General features: G+C 33.2%; 15 protein-coding genes. 6 read left to right on the forward strand and 9 right to left on the reverse strand.

Features of this window, described 5'->3' with window-relative positions; translation table 11 throughout:
- Nucleotides 1-35 precede the first annotated feature (35 nt).
- Both ACY191_RS13260 and ACY191_RS13265 read right to left on the reverse strand, forming a co-directional pair.
- The gene (locus ACY191_RS13260; protein WP_042738023.1) at nucleotides 36-2,498 is read right to left on the reverse strand and encodes a heavy metal translocating P-type ATPase; all 2,463 of its coding nucleotides are present in this window, start codon (nucleotides 2,496-2,498) and stop codon (nucleotides 36-38) included.
- Nucleotides 2,499-2,529: 31 nt separating this feature from the next.
- Nucleotides 2,530-2,850 carry an ArsR/SmtB family transcription factor gene (locus tag ACY191_RS13265; RefSeq protein ID WP_042738022.1) on the reverse strand — a complete coding sequence of 107 codons (321 nt, stop codon included), beginning with the start codon at nucleotides 2,848-2,850 and terminating at the stop codon, nucleotides 2,530-2,532.
- Nucleotides 2,851-3,072: 222 nt separating this feature from the next.
- On the opposite strand from ACY191_RS13265, the gene ACY191_RS13270 reads away from it, so the two are divergent.
- The 3 genes from ACY191_RS13270 (at nucleotide 3,073) to ACY191_RS13280 (ending at nucleotide 6,734) form a co-directional block, all read left to right on the forward strand.
- On the forward strand, nucleotides 3,073-4,317 hold the full coding sequence (locus tag ACY191_RS13270; protein WP_042738021.1) for a Glu/Leu/Phe/Val family dehydrogenase: 1,245 nt from the start codon (nucleotides 3,073-3,075) through the stop codon (nucleotides 4,315-4,317).
- 229 nt (nucleotides 4,318-4,546) lie between these two features.
- Nucleotides 4,547-5,494 (forward strand): agmatinase family protein, encoded by a 948-nt coding sequence (locus tag ACY191_RS13275; protein ID WP_042738020.1) that lies wholly within the window; start codon nucleotides 4,547-4,549, stop codon nucleotides 5,492-5,494.
- Nucleotides 5,495-5,510: 16 nt separating this feature from the next.
- The gene (locus tag ACY191_RS13280) at nucleotides 5,511-6,734 is read left to right on the forward strand and encodes an Nramp family divalent metal transporter (protein ID WP_042738019.1); all 1,224 of its coding nucleotides are present in this window, start codon (nucleotides 5,511-5,513) and stop codon (nucleotides 6,732-6,734) included.
- 250 nt (nucleotides 6,735-6,984) lie between these two features.
- On the opposite strand, the gene ACY191_RS13285 is transcribed toward ACY191_RS13280, so the two are convergent.
- The 4 genes from ACY191_RS13285 to ACY191_RS13300 are packed head-to-tail and all read right to left on the reverse strand — an operon-like array spanning nucleotide 6,985 to nucleotide 12,110.
- Nucleotides 6,985-8,304, reverse strand: coding sequence for an MFS transporter (locus ACY191_RS13285; RefSeq protein ID WP_042738018.1), 1,320 nt, complete (start codon nucleotides 8,302-8,304; stop codon nucleotides 6,985-6,987).
- A 31-nt stretch (nucleotides 8,305-8,335) separates the two neighbouring features.
- Complete coding sequence (locus ACY191_RS13290) at nucleotides 8,336-9,706, reverse strand: flavin monoamine oxidase family protein (RefSeq protein ID WP_042738017.1); 1,371 nt, start codon at nucleotides 9,704-9,706, stop codon at nucleotides 8,336-8,338.
- Between the two features lie 30 nt (nucleotides 9,707-9,736).
- Nucleotides 9,737-10,606, reverse strand: coding sequence for a 4-hydroxy-tetrahydrodipicolinate synthase (gene dapA, locus ACY191_RS13295; protein ID WP_229366947.1), 870 nt, complete (start codon nucleotides 10,604-10,606; stop codon nucleotides 9,737-9,739).
- Between the two features lie 13 nt (nucleotides 10,607-10,619).
- On the reverse strand, nucleotides 10,620-12,110 hold the full coding sequence (locus ACY191_RS13300; RefSeq protein ID WP_405051314.1) for an aldehyde dehydrogenase family protein: 1,491 nt from the start codon (nucleotides 12,108-12,110) through the stop codon (nucleotides 10,620-10,622).
- A 174-nt stretch (nucleotides 12,111-12,284) separates the two neighbouring features.
- Here ACY191_RS13300 and ACY191_RS13305 point away from each other — a divergent pair, with 174 nt between their 5' ends.
- Both ACY191_RS13305 and ACY191_RS13310 read left to right on the forward strand, forming a co-directional pair.
- Entirely contained in the window at nucleotides 12,285-13,151 is an 867-nt protein-coding gene (locus ACY191_RS13305) for a MurR/RpiR family transcriptional regulator (RefSeq protein WP_229366945.1), read from the forward strand.
- A gap of 355 nt (nucleotides 13,152-13,506) precedes the next feature.
- Nucleotides 13,507-16,050, forward strand: coding sequence for an AAA family ATPase (locus ACY191_RS13310; RefSeq protein ID WP_229366944.1), 2,544 nt, complete (start codon nucleotides 13,507-13,509; stop codon nucleotides 16,048-16,050).
- A gap of 144 nt (nucleotides 16,051-16,194) precedes the next feature.
- Here ACY191_RS13310 and ACY191_RS13315 read toward each other — a convergent pair whose 3' ends face one another.
- From ACY191_RS13315 to ACY191_RS13325, 3 genes are all read right to left on the reverse strand, one after another.
- Nucleotides 16,195-16,296, reverse strand: a complete 102-nt coding sequence (locus ACY191_RS13315; RefSeq protein WP_000228874.1) for a type I toxin-antitoxin system Fst family toxin — start codon at nucleotides 16,294-16,296, stop codon at nucleotides 16,195-16,197.
- Between the two features lie 453 nt (nucleotides 16,297-16,749).
- The gene (locus ACY191_RS13320) at nucleotides 16,750-18,471 is read right to left on the reverse strand and encodes an ABC transporter ATP-binding protein (RefSeq protein WP_229366943.1); all 1,722 of its coding nucleotides are present in this window, start codon (nucleotides 18,469-18,471) and stop codon (nucleotides 16,750-16,752) included.
- A gap of 150 nt (nucleotides 18,472-18,621) precedes the next feature.
- Nucleotides 18,622-19,581, reverse strand: a complete 960-nt coding sequence (locus ACY191_RS13325; protein WP_229366942.1) for a helix-turn-helix transcriptional regulator — start codon at nucleotides 19,579-19,581, stop codon at nucleotides 18,622-18,624.
- A gap of 100 nt (nucleotides 19,582-19,681) precedes the next feature.
- Here ACY191_RS13325 and ACY191_RS13330 point away from each other — a divergent pair, with 100 nt between their 5' ends.
- Entirely contained in the window at nucleotides 19,682-20,164 is a 483-nt protein-coding gene (locus ACY191_RS13330; RefSeq protein WP_229366941.1) for a GyrI-like domain-containing protein, read from the forward strand.
- Nucleotides 20,165-20,404 lie beyond the last annotated feature (240 nt).

Below are 20,404 nucleotides of genomic sequence, written 5' to 3' on the forward strand. Positions count from 1 at the left end.
TTCATTTTTTAATAATTTCATTATATATTAAGCCATCATATCTTGATTCCTTTCAATAACCTCAATGCATTCAAGACAACTAATACTGCAGCCCCTGTATCACTTAAAATGGCTAACCACAGCGTGAGCCATCCAGGAAAGACAAGCATAAAAGCAATTAATTTTATAATAATAGAAAAATAAATGTTTTGTTTGATAATTGCAGTCGTTCGTTTACTTAATTGTATCGCGTAATGAACATACTCCAATTTATCTGTCATTAACACTACATCTGCAGTTTCCATTGCTGTATCTGTACCGATACCACCCATAGCAATACCAATATTACTCGTTGCTAATGCAGGCGCGTCATTTATGCCATCTCCTATCATACCGACAACTTTACCTTGCTGTTGAATCATTTCTATTTGGCGCAATTTATCTTCTGGTAATAACTCAGCATAGTATGATTTTATGCCAGAACTTCGCGCAATATTTTTCGCGGAACCTTTATTATCCCCTGTTAACATTATCGTTTCTTCAATACCACAACGTTTTAACTTCAGCATAGTTTCCTGTGTTCCTTCACGTACTTTATCACTCAAAGTAATATAGCCAAGTAATTGTGATTGATTAGCAATAACGACTACGGTTTCGCCTTGAGTCATATGATTTAAAATAGCATGCTGATATTGAGTAACTTTGTCATTTATGCTAGCTACAAATGACATATTACCTGCGAAATATCTTTCACCCTTTATAACAGCACTAATACCTTTGCCAGGTATATTCTCAAATGTTTCAGGTTGCATTGAAGTTAAATTATTCTGCGGATCAGTATAATTTAATATTGCTTGTCCAATCGGATGAGATGATTGCGATTCAAGGACTTGTGCTATTGCAATCAACTGCTGTTTGTCACTATCAATTTCTACAACTGATCGAACCGTTGGCTCCCCTGTAGTCAATGTACCTGTCTTGTCGAACGCCAGAACATTAAGTGAGCTAAGCTGTTCTAGATAACTGCCCCCTTTAATTAGAATCCCGTTTTTAGCAGCATTACCTATAGCAGTCACAATTGCGACAGGTGTTGAAATCACTAACGCACATGGGCATGCGATAACCAGTAATTCCAATCCTTTATAAATCCAGCTCCCCCATGTACCAAAGGCAAATAGTGGAGGCACTATCATAACAAGTAGAGCCAATACAAACACTACAGGTGTATATATTTCTGCAAACCTATCAATAAAACTCTGTGTTGGTGCCTGTTGTTCTTGTGCAGTTTCAACTAAATCAATAATGTGTGCCAGCATGGTTTGTTGTTCTGTTTTAGTCACTTCAATTACTAATGTATTATCCTCATTAATAGTACCAGCATAGACCTCATCACCCATACTTTTATTTACAGGAATAGACTCACCTGTTATCGGAGCTTGGTTTATCGCTGATGTACCTTCTATTATCACACCATCTAATGGCACACGATCACCCGGTCTAATTTGAATTATGTTTCCAACAGCAATACTGGCAACGCTTTGTTCTGACCAACCATCTTCTTGTTTAACTCGTGCTACTTGTGGTGTTAGATTCATAAGTGATTGGATAGTCGCCCGGGTCTTTTCTATGGAAGCTTGTTGTAAACTTGTGCCTATTACAAATAATAAGATAACCATTGTCGCTTCAAAGTATTCTCCAAGTAACACAGCACCTATAATAGCAACTGACATCAATACATTCATATCTAATCGTTTAGCCTTCAAGGCAAAAATGCCACTTTTTACCGTTTTAAATGCGCAAATGATAATTGCAGTTAGTAGCAATGTATTAACTAAAATATTTGACATACTAAAGTAAGTGAATAACCAAGCACACAACAGTAATATTAACGATATCAATGGCAATTTAAATAAAGTCAGTATCGACTGTTGTTGGGTTTGTTCATTTGATAGCGTCGCACTATATCCCAACTTAGCTACTTCTTTAATAACCTGTTTGGGCTGTCCATTATATTGTAAAGCTAACTTTCCAGTTGCAAAATTAACGCTCGCTCGATCTACATAATCTAATTGAGTCATATGCTGTTCTATCGTTTTGGCACAATCACTACAATCCATACCCTGAATCTTAAATACTGTTTCAGTACCAGCATTACTAAGCACACTCACACCATAGCCTAACTGTTCAATCGTTTGTATGACTTGCTGTATATCTTCCTTGCAATTAACATTCAAATGTAATTTTCCAGTTGCAAAACTAATACGCGCATCTTGAACAACATTTAACTTTAGTACTGATTGTTCAATGGTCTTAGCGCAATTATTACAATCCATACCTGTTATTTTAAGAATATAATAAGTTTCTGCTGATTGTTTAACTGTTTGAGAGTCAGTTTCACTGTTATTACTATGATCATTCACTTCATGTGAATTTATTGTGCAACAATGATTATCGTGCGCTTCTACTGCCTTATCATGATGCCCTTGTAAATTGTTGCCTCTATACTGTTGACGACTCACTCATATCAACTTCTTTCTTTACTAATACTAATTATTTAATATGATGCTGACATTTTTTTGTATCATCTTGCGTTTCTATAATCACTGTATCAATAAGTGTTAACAATGTTTTCACACTATTCGTTGTGAGCTTATAATACACATACTTACCTGCTTGTCTAGAAGTAACTAAACCACAGCCTTTGAGGCAAGCTAAATGTTGCGACACGCTAGATTGACTAATTCGAGTTGCTGACACAATTTGATTTACAGTACATTCACAATCTTTGATCAATTCTAATATTTGTAGACGTATAGGATTGGATAAACCATGAACAAAATCTGCCCTCTCCTCAATTGTTATAAAATCCAAATCTCCACCTCATATTATTTCTATTTAATATGTTTCATATTATCATTTTCTAATATGAATTACAAATACTGTCATGACGCGATCTTCATAAATTTTCCAAAAATATTTTCTGAATTTTTCGATAAATATATAAAATTTTATTGATTTTAATTCTCAATAAGGCTAATATTTGTATTTCAAGTATGTATAAATATAGAAGATATTTAATAAAGGGGTTATATTATGACGGAAGAAAGTAATTTAGTGTTATCAACGCAACAAGTAACTAAAGCTGCTTTACATAAATTAGGTTTTGATGAGGGGATGTACGAATTAATCAAGGAACCATTACGATTTCTCGAAGTACGTATCCCTATTCGTATGGATGACGGAACAATGAAGACATTTACCGGATACCGTGCGCAACATAACGATGCAGTTGGTCCAACTAAGGGTGGTATTCGTTTCCATCCGGATGTTAATAAAGATGAAGTAAAGGCACTATCAATGTGGATGACATTGAAATGTGGTATTACCAATTTACCATATGGCGGTGGTAAAGGCGGTATCATTTGTGACCCAAGACAATTGAGTCAACAAGAATTAGAACGCTTATCTCGTGGATATGTAAGAGCAGTGTCACAGTTCGTTGGCCCTTCTAGTGATATTCCTGCACCAGATGTATATACAAACCCACAGATTATGTCGTGGATGATGGATGAATACAGTAAGATCAACCGTTCTAATGCTTTTGCGTTTATAACTGGTAAACCATTGGCACTCGGAGGCTCATTAGGCAGAAATCGTGCTACTGCATTAGGTGCTGTAATAACTATTGAAGAAGCTACAAAACGTAAAAATATTAATATCTCAGAATCACGTGTTGCAATTCAAGGTTTCGGGAATGCTGGTAGCTTTATTGCTAAAATTTTACATGAAATGGGAGCAAAAATTGTTGCAATTTCAGAAAGCTATGGTGCCCTGTATAATCCAGATGGGTTAGACATTGAACATTTAGTGGAATTAAAGGAACAACACGGTCGCGTAACACATTTATTTGACGATGTGATTCCAAATTCAGATTTACTTGAGTTAGATTGTGACATTCTAGTACCTGCCGCACTATCTAATCAAATTACAGCTGACAATGCACCAAATATTAAGGCAACCATTATTGCAGAAGCTGCTAATGGTCCAACAACACAAGAAGCAACTGCAATATTAAACCAACGTGGTGTACTATTAATTCCCGACGTTCTTGCTAGTGCAGGTGGCGTAACTGTATCTTATTTTGAATGGGTACAAAATAAGCAAGGTTATTATTGGTCTGAAGATGAAGTAGAATCAAAGCTACGTGACAAAATGGTCGAAGCATTCAACACAATTTATGATTTAGCTGAAGATAGAAAAATGGATATGCGTTTGGCAGCTTATGTATTAGGTATCAAACGCACTGCTGAAGCATCTCGTTTCCGTGGTTGGGCATAATACAACCTTTTGATACTACTTCACGTTCCATAACACTTCGCTATTACATCACTGCGGTACAATGCTTAAATCTTCGCAAAATTACGTTCCCTATTCGCCTTTAAACTAAGCTGAGTTTCTAACTTTCCCAGGTAATATAAATTATATAAGTAATCGAGTATTTACATTCATTTGAAATACAAAACAATAATTTATATAATTATTTACAACAAAGGGGAGGAATTACATTATGAAAAATAATATATATGGCAATATACCTTGTTTTTTAAATAGTAAGAACCTAACTAAGTCACAAACATTAGATACGGATGTCATCATTTATGGTGCACCATTTGAAGGTGAAAGTACTTGGGGAGATTATACAGGTGTCGAATTAGGACCTAAACAAATTAGATCTAGTTCAGCACGTTATAGTCAGTATTTACCGGAATTGAATCACATCAATATTAGTAATCATTTATCACTGGGTGATGTAGGCGATGTCCCATTTGTAGCCCATGACAATAAGCAAAGTTATGAAAATATTGAAGACTTTGTAAAGCCTTTATGGGAAAGTGGCAAATTTCTTGTCGGCTTTGGCGGTGAGCATGGTGTTACATATCCAATTTTAAAATCCTTAACAGAAACTACAGGAAAAAAAGTTGGTATTATACATTTAGATGCACATTACGATAATATGCCAGATTATGAGGGTGAAATTTACGCGCGTAACACACCATTTATGCACTTATATCATACTGATGGTATCAGAAATGAAAGTATTATTCATACCGGTATTCATGGCCCTAGAAATAAACCTGAAACCGGAAAATACGCAAATGAAGCTGGCGCAGTTACAATTACTATAAACGATATTCGTGCTGCAACTAACTTAAAACAATTCGCAAGAGACATATATAAGCAAGCAAGCAAAGATGTCGATGTCGTGTACTTAACTATTTGTAGTGATGTTTTAGACTTTGCCTTTAATCCTGGTGGACCAGTTGATGGTAATGGCATGACCTCATATGAATTACTAACGATGATATACGAATTCGGCACACTCGGATTATGTGGTATGGATTATGTTGAGGTTTATCCAATGAATGATCCGAACCAAAATTCAGCTCATTTTGTATCTACTGCCGTACTGTATGTACTTGCTGGACACGTTGCCTATTTAAATAAAACTAAATAACTGAGGAGTGGTGTAGATGTTTAAGGATGCAAAGAAACTATTTAAGTCTATTGGTCCTGGAATGATAATCACAGCCTCATTTATCGGTCCTGGTACTGTCACAACAATGACCCAAGGTGGCGCAGGATTTGGTTATAGTTTATTATGGGCGGTTGTCTTTTCAATTGTAGCAACAATTGTTTTACAAGAAATGATTATTCGTTTAAGCCTTGTTACACGAGAAGGTTTAGGCGAAGCGATTCAAGATTTATTCGCCAATAAGATAGGTAAATTAATCATCGTTTGGTTTACATTAATTGCCGTAACACTGGGGTGTGCCGCATATATAAGTGGTGATTTAATTGGTACTTCACTGGGTGCTGCTTATTTATTACATTTGCCTGAAAATGCAGTAGCACCTGTCATTGGTGTAATTATTTTATTAATTGGTCTGTTTGGTAACTATCGTTTTTTAGAGAAAATCATGATATTCCTAATGGTAATCATGGGCATTATATTTATTACAACAATGATTGTCATCAAACCGGATATTATTGGAATCTTAAAGGGTATCTTTGTGCCGACTATTCCTAACGGCTCAATTATAACTATTATCGCATTAATTGGTACCACAGTCGTTCCTTATAATTTCTTTATCCATTCTACTGCAGTACATGAACGCTTTGGTAATATCAAAGAATTAAAATTTGCACGTTGGGATACAATTATATCAATTTCTATAGGTGGTATTATTTCAGCTGCTATTCTTATCGCAGCAGCCACTTTAATCAAAGGTAAAGAAGTTACTAGTATCATCCAACTCGCAGGTCCATTAGAACCCGTATTAGGCAATGCCGCACCATTTGCTATAAGTATTGGTTTATTTGCAGCTGGATTATCTTCAGCAATTGCCTCACCAACTGGTGCAGCTGCTACCATCAGTAGTTTACTCGGTTGGCAAGGTGGCATGGAAAGTAAAAAATACAAATTTGTATTCACATGTATCATTATTATTGGTATTATTACATCCGCATTAGGATTCGAACCATTGCAAGTATTACTTGTTGCACAAGCACTAAACGGTATCATCTTACCAACAGTGGCGATTCTGATATTTATTGTAATTAATAAAAGGAATTTAATGGGCAACTATGTCAATACTGTGTGGCTTAATATCATCGGTGGTATCGTCGTAATCGTCGTGACATTCTTAGGTGTATACAGTCTTATTGATGCAATTAATAGCTTTATACAACGTTAATATAAAGTTATAGTTCAAAATGTAATTTAACTTATTCTGCTATTTCGTTGCATATCTAATATTTATCAGCACCTAATTTTAACGAGCAACGCCATTAAATGAATTGGAAAATTCATTTAATGGCGTTTTTTGGCTCTATAATATTTATGTCAATCTTTCTAAATTACAACTATTACGATGAATGAATAGTAAATCATATTAATACAAATACTCGGTCTCATGTCTAAACTTTATAATACTTAACAATATTTTAAATCGATCCCGCTTCCTTTAAATTCATACTTTTTGTTTCTGGTGCCATAAAAGCCGATATTACGAAGCCAATCATTAATAAGAATGCAGCAATATACATCGTTATACTAACACCAAAATTATCTAAGATAACTGGGAAGAAGAAAGTGCTAATCGCTGAAGCAATACGACTAATCGTTGTCGTAAATCCACCACCAGTCCCTCTTACATGGGTCGGAAATAATTCATATGGATAAATCCATTGATGACTTCCCATACCTGTATTAAAAATGCCATATATAATAAATATTAAGATAATAAATATAAATGGTGTCGAGCCTGCAGACAATACGCCCAAACTAAACAATGCAATAGCTGTAATTAGGAAAGGCCAAATTAATGTTGGACGACGACCATATTTTTCAACTAAATAAAGCGCAGGAAAAATACCTATTAAATAAAATAAATTGATAATTGCTGATCCTAAATACTTTTGAGAACCATCTTGAAAACCAAACTGACCTAGTATTTCAGGGATGTATGTACCTATAGCAAATGTAGTCATTACTTGTAAGGACCAAAATGTAGATACAAAAAATGTTCTTTTACCATAACCATTTTTAAAAATATCAACTAAACTGGTCTTTTTAGCTTCCTGCTCCTCATGAGATACTACCACACCTTGACCAAAGACCTTTTCAACTATTGTATTAGCTTCTTTATGTCTACCTTGTTTAATCAACCAATGTGGCGATTCAGGCATGTTTAGACGCGCTAATAATAACAGAACAATTGGTAATGCACCACTAATCAACATCCATCTCCAACTGCCTTGACCTAATGGCAATAAAAAATAACCAATTAAATAGGAAATCGCATAGCCAATAAACCAAAATGCATTAATTCCCCCTAGTAACGCACCTCTATGCTTACTAGGAGCAAATTCACTCATTAACGAACCTGCAATCGGATAATCTGTCCCTAATGCAATGCCTATTAAAAACCTTAATACAACTAATTGTGTTGGGTCTGTCACAAAAAATTGCAATGTAGTAAATATGCCTAATAACAGCATATCGATGATAAACATTTTCTTTCTGCCTAATATATCGGTGAAGTAACCTCCGACTAAACCACCAATGACCATGCCACCTAAAGTTCCCATACCTAATAGACCAATCATGGTTACGGACATGTCGAAATCACTTTGCATCACTGACAAAGCAATAGCAATAATTCCTAAACTGTAGCCATCTACAAATGAACTTCCGCTTGCATAAGCGAAAATTTTCATGTGAAATTTACAAAGGGGCATATCTTCCATTTCTCTCTTTTTCATGGCAAAAGCCTCCGCTCTTTATTGTAAACGCTTACAAAATATTTTGCATTTCTTCCATTTTATTAAAACCTAATAGGCTGTTAATATTTTGTGCTGCTGTAAAACCTGTTTGAATTGCAGTTTCTGTATAAAATGTACCTAAATAATCGCCAGCAAGGAATAAACGACCATCTGGCTCAGTTAATGTAGCTTGAATTTGACCACGTCCTGGATAAACATATGCAGAGCCATAAGGAAATTTATTAACTTTTGCTTCGACTACTAAATTTCTAAATCCTGGAAACATCTCTTCTAAATCAGTTAAATAAATTTCTAAGATTTCTGCTTCACTTTTATCTATCAATGCTTTTCCTCTATTTGCAGGAGAAAAAGTCATAAAACTACTCCCTTGCTCTCTTTTATTATGCATGGCATGTACTACATTTGAATTGTGTATTAATATATCAAATGATTTTTTAGGTGTTGCAAATGCATATACGTCATCCCAAACTTGTTCACTCGTTTCATTTGTTAAAAATGATGCACTTACGTGCGGACCATATTTAACTTGCTTTAATGCATGTTCTAATTTTGGACTTAAATTTTTAGTGATTTTTTGTGTTATTGGGGCTGGTGTAGCTAAAATGACATATTTGGCCGTTTCAGTATATTCCGTATCTCCTATCTTATATCTGACAGTAACAAAGTCATTATTTTTGATAACTTCAGAAACCTGTGCATTTAATTTAATCTGCTCTTTTAAACGACAAGCAATAGTATTGGTCAATGTTGATGGACCTCCCATAATATTTTGAGATAGCCCTCCTTCTTTATTCCAAATCATATGGAAATAGCCAATACCAGCTCCTGCTGAAATCTGTTCTGGTTCACCAGTTGAACGACTAACTGTCGGTCTAAATATAGCGTCTGCATCAACTGGTAATGCTCCAGTAAAGTCGGTAAACGTCTTATTATTCATAAAGTCTAATATTCGCTGTTGTCTAACACTGTAATCTTCATGCTCGAGTTGCTTTGCAACTTTGCCATATTTAATCACTGCAGCTCTTACCTTAGCTCCTGCTTTAAGTAACGACAATCTAGACTTCCACGACATTGGTACTCTAAATGGATATAATTCAACCCTACCGTTTAATAATAGTTTTCCATTTAAATGCATTGCCGATAACTTTCCAGGAACCGGTAATGCTTTTACACCTACAGACTTCAGTAATTCATCAGTAGCAGAACCTTTACCTGCATACACATGACCTCCCCAGTTCATCCAATAGTTACCTCTTCTTTCAGACATTACACGTCCACCGACTCTATTTTCAGACTCTAGTAATAAGATGTCATGATTCTTTAATCTCCATGCAGCTGATAAACCAGCCAATCCACCGCCTATAATAATTACATCTTTCATAGTAAGCACCTTCTCACATTTTAATTTAACTTAATTTAGGTATGCTTTAATCTTAGCTTCAAATTCAGATGAGGCCGGCTTCAATGGTGATCTACATGTTGTGTTTGCAATGCCTAAAGCCTTAAGACCAGCTTTCACAGTACCAGGAACAGTTTCTTCTTCTAACAATTGATATAGTGGTAACAATGTTTGATTCAATGCTGCTGCTTCTTGAATTTTATCTTCTTGAATTAACTCATAGAGCTTTGCAATTTTGTCTGGTACCAAATTATGCACTAGACCAATTGCACCTGCGCCCCCTAACGCTAAAGTTGGTAAGAATAAATCCTCAAACCCTGTTAACAATGCAAAATCTGGGTCGTCCTTTACAAGTGCGAATAATTTAGATGTATGAATGCCGTCTGCAGTATTTTTAATACCAATGATTCCTTCTATTTTACTAATCTCATGAATTAACTCAGGTGCCAATTCAACTCCTGTCGCATCTGGGTAATGATAAATTACAATTCCAACATTCGTATTATTAGCAACTTGTTGGTAATGTTCAATGATACCTTCATCACTTGTCACCATATAATAAGGATTGATAACTAAAGCGCTATCTACGCCTACACTTTCAGCATATTGCGTTAACTCAATCGTATCCTTAGTTCTATGACATCCAGTACCAGCCATCACTTGAACACGCTTATTTACAGTTTCTGTAACGAATTTAATAATTTCCTTACGCTCTTCAAACGTCATTAACGAATATTCGCCAGTGCTACCTCCAACTAATACACCATGAATACCACCACTTATCACATGTTCAATCAATTTGCTATATGATTCATAGTCTATTTCACCACTCTCTAACATTGGTGTTGGTAATGCTGATATCATTCCGTATGGTTTATACATATAATTACCTCCATTAATTAATATTTATCATTACGCTCTTAACTTCTGTGTAGCTTTGAATACCGTATTCGCCACCCATTTCACGACCAATACCAGACTGCTTGTAACCACCAAAAGGCATTGTTTCCAATTCAAGTCCAACTGTATTAATCCAAACCGTACCTGCCTTTAACTTTTTAGAAATATAATGACCATGCTTAATATTTTGAGTCCAAACACTTGATGCCAAACCATAATCACTATCGTTAGCTCTCGTAATGACTTCATCAATATCATCAAATACAAATACTGACATTACCGGACCAAAGATTTCTTCACGTGCAATCGTCATATCATCTTGGACATCAGCAAATATTGTAGGCTCTACATAATAGCCCTTATCAAACTTGCGATTGCCTCCCACAATCAAACGTGCGCCTTCATCTTTACCTTTACTGATATATTCTAATACCTTCTCTTGCTGACGTTTCGAAATTAATGGCCCCATATCCGTTGTTTCATCTAAACTTGGTCCAATTGTCACTTCTTCAGCACGTTGCTTTAATCCAGCAATTACATCGTCATAAATGGCTCTTTGTACATAGACTCTTGTACAAGCACTACAGTTTTGACCATGGTTATACATGGTTCCATTAAATGCACCCTCAATTGCTTCATTTAAATCAGCATCTTTTAAAATAATCGCTGGAGATTTACCACCTAATTCAAGTGTGACATTCTTAATCTGATCAGCTGCACCTTTCATTACTGATTTTCCTACACCAGTAGAACCAGTGAACGCAACCTTATCTATCTTGTCGTGAGCTACAATTGATTCTCCAACTGTGCGCCCAGGTCCTGGGATTATATTCACAACACCATCAGGGAAGCCAGCTTCTTTAAATAATTTCGCAGCATATAATAACGATAACGGCGTTTCCGTTGCAGGCTTAATCACAATCGTACAACCTACCGCTAAAGCCGCTCCTAATTTCCATGCCGCCATTAATAATGGGAAGTTCCAAGGGATAATTTGTCCTACTACACCTATAGGTTCATGCACTGTATAACTAACCAAATCATTAGAAATTTGCGTTGTTTTACCATTTATCTTTGTAGCAAAACCAGCATAATATTCAAATTGTTGAATTGTTCCATCAATATCATCAGCTAATGCAACTTCATAAGGTTTTCCACTATCTATGGATTCTAACTGAGCTAATGCTTCCCTATTCTCTTTAAGTAATCTAGCAAATTCATAAATAATATTCGCTCTTGTATGCGCTTCCATTTTTGTCCATAAACCATTATCAAATGCTTCTCTTGCAGCATTTACCGCTTTATCTACATCTTCTTCATTCGCTTCATGGACCTTAGCTATTAATGATTCATCTGAAGGGTCTACTACTTCAAATACTTCATTTTTGCTTGATGCTTGAAATTCGCCATTAATATACAATGGAATTTCATTTTCTAAAAACTCTAGAACTTCCTGTTTCAATTCATTTCTTTTTACATTCAACACTTCCTGCCCCCTTTTGAGTATTTAATGGCATATTACCACCTAAATGAACAAATGTAAATCATTTTAATTTAAAAAGGATTATTTATGTTCATTTTCAGAATTTTTATTCTTTCTAGTTCTTTGATATGATATAGAAAATAATGTTGATGACGAGTAAAGGGGCAAACGAAAGTTATGAATCAAACTTTTGATTTAAAAGCTAAAATTGTAAGTACCAAAAAAACACTTCCAAAAAAACAGCAAAAGCTATGCGATTACATTTTGAAACACTTTGAAGATTTAGGATTAGTGACTATCAAAGAATTAGCAAAAGATGCTGAAGTCGGTATTTCCACAGTTATGCGTACCATACACGCTTTAGATTATGACAATTTCAATGACTTTCGCAGAGATATCTACAATAGCGCAATGCCAAATGATTCCAAATTTTCTCTTAAAAATGCATTTATCGAAAGTGGCAAAGTAAAATCCCATACATTGACACACGTATGGGATAAAAGTGTTTCGTTGCTAAATCAATCACTGAAACCTGATTTAATTTCATCATTTAACCAAGCAATCAATTTAATTGAACAAGCAAACAATATTTATGTATTAGGTACACGACCTTATAAAACAACAGCACTCTACTTAGAACATTTATTAAATGAATTTAATTTAAGTATCCAGCAACTGAGCTATGATACAGATGCCATATTTGATAAAACTAAAAAAATGACTAACAGTGACTTGCTTATTGCATTTTCATTCGAACCTTATACTTATTCAGTAATAAACGCTGTCAAAGAAACCAAACAACAGGGAAACGACATCATCTTAATTACCGATCATGACACATCACCATTAATTGAATTTAGCAATGTTACATTAAAACTATCTGTAAGAAAGGATCATTTTTCTATTTTGCCAATCATCGCCTTAATTGATGCCATCGTATTAGAATTAGGAAAAAGAACCTCCGAAACATCCCTTAAACATTTAGAAAAACTAGAAGAAGTATTGAATAGAAATCACGTCACTTACGATACTTCTAATAACTAGTTAATTCTCTTGATAAATTAACTAGTTAAGACGTAAACACTAAAAAATCCAGTAAATGATTATTGATAATCATTTACTGGATTCTATTATTATGATTCAACATATATTTGACCTTTTCGTTGGTTTAATAAAATATATTGTCGTTTTATTTTCACACCACAATTTATACACACCCTAACTGCACGATGAGAATGCATCATTTTCGATACTTCAGTTTGTATGGTTAAGGTGTACCTTTATCAGCCTAATTTTTTGATAATATATACACAATAAAATAATAAAAATATATCTTCTACTTTTAAAAAATTAGTATAATAAAGTTGCAATCTATATTTTTATAAAAGGAGAATGAAAAGTGATTATTGATGATATAGTAAAATGGATCGAAGAGCAACCTTACTGGCAACAAGTTATAGCTAAAAAAATACTAGATAAGAGTCACATTTATGATGAAGATATAGAGGATTTTTTTTCTATATTTATGAAATATAACAAGCTTGAACATGGAAATCTTAATAGAGAAAAAATAGAATTCCGAAATATTACTAATACTACTGATGAACATAAAATAGCAAATTGGAAAGGTTTAGATAATGTTATTGGTGTAAATGCCATTAAAGATAATGCTAATTTAGTTATTGGGCCTCAATTAACACTAATCTATGGTGAAAATGGTAGTGGTAAATCAGGGTTTACTCGTTTACTTAATAATATTTTTATTTCAAGAGGAGATACTAGATTACTTTCCAATATATTCAATGATAATCCGTCGCCTCCTTCAGCTAATATTAACTTTGAAACTAATGATGGTAATATAGATAAACTATATTATCCAGAAGATACAAACCATCCTTATACAGACCATGTATCGGTATTTGATTCACATAGTGCTTTACACGATTTAACCCAAGAATCTGAACTATCATTTTCACCAACAGAATTTAAATTTTTTGATAAATTATTAGAAATTGTTCAAAAATTAAAAGAAAAATTTGAAGCTAAAATCAATGATAAAACCTTAGACAATACATTTATAAACCATTTTGATAAAGAAACTTCTATCAAACGATTGTTACTAAATTTAAATACAAAGGATGATTTTGATAAATTAAAAATAAAAGTAAAATTAACTGAAAATGATATGGAAAATCATGCTAATAATAATAAGCGAATATCAGAATTACAATCAATGCAAATATTTGATAAAAAACAAGAGTACCAAAATTTAATATCAATTCTTGAAGATGTTAAAAAAACAATAAAAAAACTCAACCAACTTTTTAGTTCTGCTTATTTAAGTGAAGTTAAAGGTTTGATAGAAGAGAGAAATCATTACAAAGACGTATCTTTAGCTGAAGGGATAACTCAATTTAAAGATGAAAACATAGAAAAATTAGGATCAAAAGAATGGAAAGATTTTATAGAATCAGCCTATAAATATTATACAACTATAAATCATAGTGTTAATTACTGTATTTTTTGTCACCAAGATATTAGTAATATAAAACTAATAGATAAATATTGGAAATATCTAAAAAACGAGTCCGAAAAAATATTAGTCGTTAAAAATAATTCTATCAAGGACGAAGAAAGACGCTTTAAACTTATAAATACAACTATTTTAAATAAAGATTCTATATTAAGTTACTCTCTAAAAGATAACAATATAGATTTATTTAATTCTATTAATCAAGCTTCAAATAATTTTGAAAACCTCAAAGATAAGGTCCTTAAAGCTCTCAATAATTTACAATGGGATTCACAAATTAAAGGTTATAATTTTGATTATAATGAAATTGAAAAAGTTATAAACAATTTAAATGATTTAATTGAAAATCTTGATGAAGACAGTGTAAAAAAGGAAATTGAAGAACTACAAATTAAAGAGAATGACTTTAATGATAAATTAAAAGTGGAAAAATTACTTCCTAAAATAGAAGATTTTATAAACAACAAAGAGTGGGTAGATAATGCTAACAAAATAAAAATTAACACACGTTCTATCACTTCAAAACAAAACAGTTTATTTTCTAAATATGTAACTGATACATATATTGAGACATTCAATAATGAATGTCAAAAATTAAATGCTAACTTTTCAGCTGAAATCAAACAAAGGGGGAGAAAAGGTACAACCTTAAATAAATTAACTATACAAGAAAAGAAACCAATAGATATATTGAGTGAGGGAGAACAACGGGCTATTGCTTTAGCAAATTTTTTGTCTGAAACCTCAATGAACAAAAATAATGTTTGTATTGTATTTGACGACCCTGTTTCATCTCTTGATCACAAAAGAAAAGAAATAATTGCTGATCGATTAATTGGTGAAGCACAACAAAAGCAAGTAGTAATTTTCACTCATGACCTACCTTTTTTACTATTAATGCAAAATAAATCTTCAGAAAAACAACTTGATTGTTGTCATAATACACTTAGAAAAATTAAAAATGAAACAGGTATTTCTACAAACTCACATCCTTGGATAAGTATGACTGTTAGAAAAAGAATTGGTTATCTAAGAGAACAACTTCAAAATATCACAACTTATTATAACAATATCTCTTCTGATGCTCCGGAAGAACAGTTAGAATATAGTCATAAGGCAAAAATGTGGTGTGAAGAATTAAGGGAAACTTGGGAAAAAAGTATAGAAGAATTATTATTAAATGGATCTATCGAAAGATTTAATCCAGCAATTCAAACGTCTAGACTAAAAAAAGCTCCATTTAATAGAGAATTATATGAAGAAGTTGAAAAAGGTATGACAGAATCTTCAAAATGGGTTCATGATAGGTCATCTGCCCTAGGTGAAGAAACACCGAGCCCCGAACAATTGAAAGAATATATTGATGATTTGGAAAAGTTCACAAAAAAACTAAAAAAATTAATAAAGTAGTAGTTTATATATACAATTATAATTTTGCATTCTTCTACTAATCAGTGTTATAATTTAGATAACAAGAGCTTCGTGCATTATATGCACCAATCCCCTCACTACTCGCAATAGTGAGGGGATTTTTTAGGTGCTGGCTAATATCGCCTATTTTTTCTTATTGTTACGTGTACGTAGCCAATGCGTAAATAACGCAACAATACAACCACTGATGACTGTGGTCGTGATGTGAACAAGAGCTTCGACCATCTGATATGCACCTCCTCTCTGCGTCTAAATTGACGCCTGAGAGATAGGCGACCCCATTATTATACCATCTGTATCTTTTGAAGCGTATGCACTTCCGATAAGTTGGATTATGTTAAAAATATCATTTTAATAGCAAATCCAATCTAAACTTACAAAAATAAAGTTGATTAATTTCATGTATGTACTATCATTCATATTTCAACATTAAATAAATATTCGTGTTCCTCGTAAAGATTTTTTGAAAGTGATCTTTTTGCATTCCTACCGACTATAATGTTATAAGTCATTTAACAAGGGACTAGCATAGATACACCAATCCCCTCACTATTACGAGTAGTGAGGGGTTTTTTCCGTATGATTAGTCGCCTATTCGTCACGCTTGCGTAGCCAATACGTAAATAGCGTAACGAGACAAACACTTGTTTAGTTACTTCAATATATTGCGTTTTAAATTTAAAAGGTATCTATCTCATGAAATTGGGATAAATAAAGCTGTTTATAAGGACCATCATGTTGCATCAATACCTCATGACTACCTTCTTCTAATATTTGCCCATCCTTTACAAAGACAATGCGATCTACATCCTTAATTGTTGATAAACGGTGTGCAATGATGAGTGATGTACGATTTTCAGACAATTTTTTAAAGGCAGCTTGAATTTTGTTTTCAGTCTCAATATCAAGTGCGCTAGTGGCTTCATCTAATATAATGATTGATGGATCCTTTAAGAACATACGTGCAATCGCGATACGTTGCTTCTGTCCACCGGATAATTTAGTACCTCTTTCTCCTACCATCGTACTTAATCCTTCAGGTAAACTCATTACAAATTCTTCTAGCTGTGCCTGTCTAATTGCTTTAAACAACAATTCTTCACTTGTATCTAAATTACCGTAAATAATATTTTCTCGTAATGTGCCGGAAAATAAAAAGACGTCTTGTTGTACAACACCAATTTCTGAACGAAGTGAACGCAGTTGTATATTTTTTATATTTTCACCATCAATCATGATAGCCCCACTATCCACCTCATAAAATCTTGGCAATAGTGCACTAATAGTGGTCTTACCGCTACCACTAGGTCCAACGAGTGCAATTTTCTCACCATGTTGTACCTTTAAATTTAGTCCATTTAGAATCTTATCTTCTCCATAACCAAAGGTCACATCTTGATATTCAATCTCTCGAAGCGCCTTGGGCATTTCTACCGCATTTGGTTCATCCTTAATTTCAGGATCAACTAATAATATTTCTCTAAAATTCTTAAATCCAGCAATAGCCTTAGGAAAGAGTTCAATAATCATATTGATTTGTTCGAGTGGCTTAAATAGTACATTTGTAATCATAATAAATGCAACGATACCACCATAAGATAAGTCTCCATGTAACACAAAGTAACTACCGACAATTAATACAACAATTAAGGTAATTTTTTGTGCAATATGACTAATCGTAATGTTCCAAGACATATAGTTATAAGCCTTTAACTTAGTCGCTCTAAAGTTATCGTTAATATTACGAAATTTATCATTCTCGTAACGTTCATTAGTAAATGCTTGAACCAAACGAATACCACCTACATTATCGGCTATCAACTCATTAAATCGAGATACATTAGCGAATAATTTTTTAAAAGCGCGTGACATTTTTTGGCTAAAGAAAATAGCTAACACAAAGACAATCGGCACCACACAGAATGTTATCAATGCTAATTTCACATCAATAGTTAGCATGATGACAAAGGCACCTATAAGTGTCATTATTGATAAAAAGACATCCTCGGGTCCATGATGTGCCGCCTCACCAATATCCATCAAATCATTAGTTAATCTACCAATTAACTTGCCTGACTTTTGATTATCAAAGTATTTGAAATTCAATTTTTGAATATGCCCATATAAATCATTACGCATATCTCGTTCAATATTGGTTCCTAATTTATGACCCCAATATGTGACGATAAATTTGAGTACTGCTTCAACTGCAAAAACAAATAATAATAACAATCCGAACAAAACAATTAAATTCCAATGATTTGTTGGTAATAATTTATCTATATAAACACTTGTTATTAATGGAAAAATTAATTCTAATAATCCTACAAAAATTGCAGAACTAAAATCTAAGAAAAACAATCCTTTATAAGGTTTGTAATATTTAAAGAATTCTCTCACGCTAATTCACCTATTTTCTCTATCTATCTTAATCAATCCCTTACATTATGTATTAAATAATTTTTATTTTCAATAAAATAATAAAATATTTAATTGAAGTTGATAATTTCAGTCTAAAGAAAATAGTTCAGTTGTTCAATTTATATAATATTAATTATACAATTGACTTCTATTTCGTAATTTTTTTGCTATTTGTTCAGGCAAATCCACTATGGTTATATCTTGTCCTAAAAATAAAATCCAGTTTACCAATTCATCTAAGGTCTTATCATCTTGAAGATTGACTGACATTTTTAAGACGCCTGTTGTTTGAAAGGGATCCATATAAGCAATTGACACCTTAATTGGATGATATTTTTGATATTGTGCAATGCCTTCGGGACCTAATATGATTTCAACATTCGTTTCTGGTTGCGCGCGTGCAATCATTTTTAATATTTTTGGTTTCGTCCATTTTGCTGAAGGTTGAAAGGCTTCTACATGTGTGACTTTATCAAGTGCAAATACCATTAACACTTTATTGTTTAAGTCAAACCCCTCTACCATCCATAAATGCTTTTCTCTATATAAATGTAGAACAAATACTGGATAACTTTGTTCTGCGCCATTACTAATTACCGTAATTTTTATAAATTGACTATATAAATATATTTGTATCAGCTGCTCTAATAATGGATGTGCAATATCCGATAACTCCAATAAGTCAGGATTCTGTACATTGGTTCTCTCAAAAATAAGAAAATCGTTTAATGAAACAAGCACTTCTTGTTGATGCTCAGGTATCAAACCTAATAATTTTTCCGCTATTGATTGTCTACTTTCCAAAAATGGCAACTGTTGGTTGCGCGATGCCATAAAAGCAATAAATAATGCTTTTACCTCATCATCTGTAAATTGAATAGGTGGCAACATTGAATTATTCATTACGATGAACCCACCGCTTCGCCCTACTTCTGATATGAGTGGCATACCCATACTTTCTATTTCCTTTATATCTCGAAAGGCAGTCGACCTTGAAATGTCGAATTCCTTCATTATTTCAGTAATTGTGAAAAATGATCTATTATTCATATAACGCATCATTGTATTTATACGTTCAACTTTTTTCATGTTACCTCCTAAACATAGTCATTTTTTGACATGATTAAATGTTAATATAAATTTAGCAAAAGATAAATGGGTATGACTTATATTAAAGGAGGAACTTATGATGACAAACTATTCAATTGAAACAAAAGAAAATTTTACAGTGTTAGGTGTTGGAACAGAATTAAAAAGTGATTATACAGATTATGCTGGTATTAATAATGAAAAGACTGCCTTTTGGAATGATATGGTTAACAAAGGTATTATAGATAAATTAAAATCTATAGCTACAAATGATTATCTTTTTATCGTTAATGAGGCAGTAAATAGTAAAATGATGCATTATGTTGGCGTAATGACTAATGAGACACTTCCTGAAGCAACGCGTCAAATTGAATTTCCGTCAAGTGAGTATCTAGTCGTTGAAGGAGAAGCTCAAAGTGAAAAGGAACTCAGTGATTTACTAACTGGGCGCGCTTTTGGTGAAGTGTTACCTTCAAATTCTGATATTTCCTATGTAGGCGGACCAAACACTGCTGTTATCAAAGGAAATAATGAGGATCTAGTATACGGAGAAATGTGGATTCCTATTGTGAAAAAGAATTAAATCGTCGAAAATGTGTGATAAATGCCTATGTCATAGACACATTTGAACGATGTTAATAACAGTTGAAACATCATAATTAGAGCCAGTAATAAAACCCACGACTAAGCCATTGTTAAGTATGTACTATAACCATTGGACTACAATCCAATATTGATTGGTACATGTGCTTTAACAGACTTTATCGTGGGTTTTTAATGTTTCAAACTTTAACTTACTGCAATTATACTGTACAAATACTGT

The organism is Staphylococcus sp. TCBT05 (genome assembly GCF_055179755.1).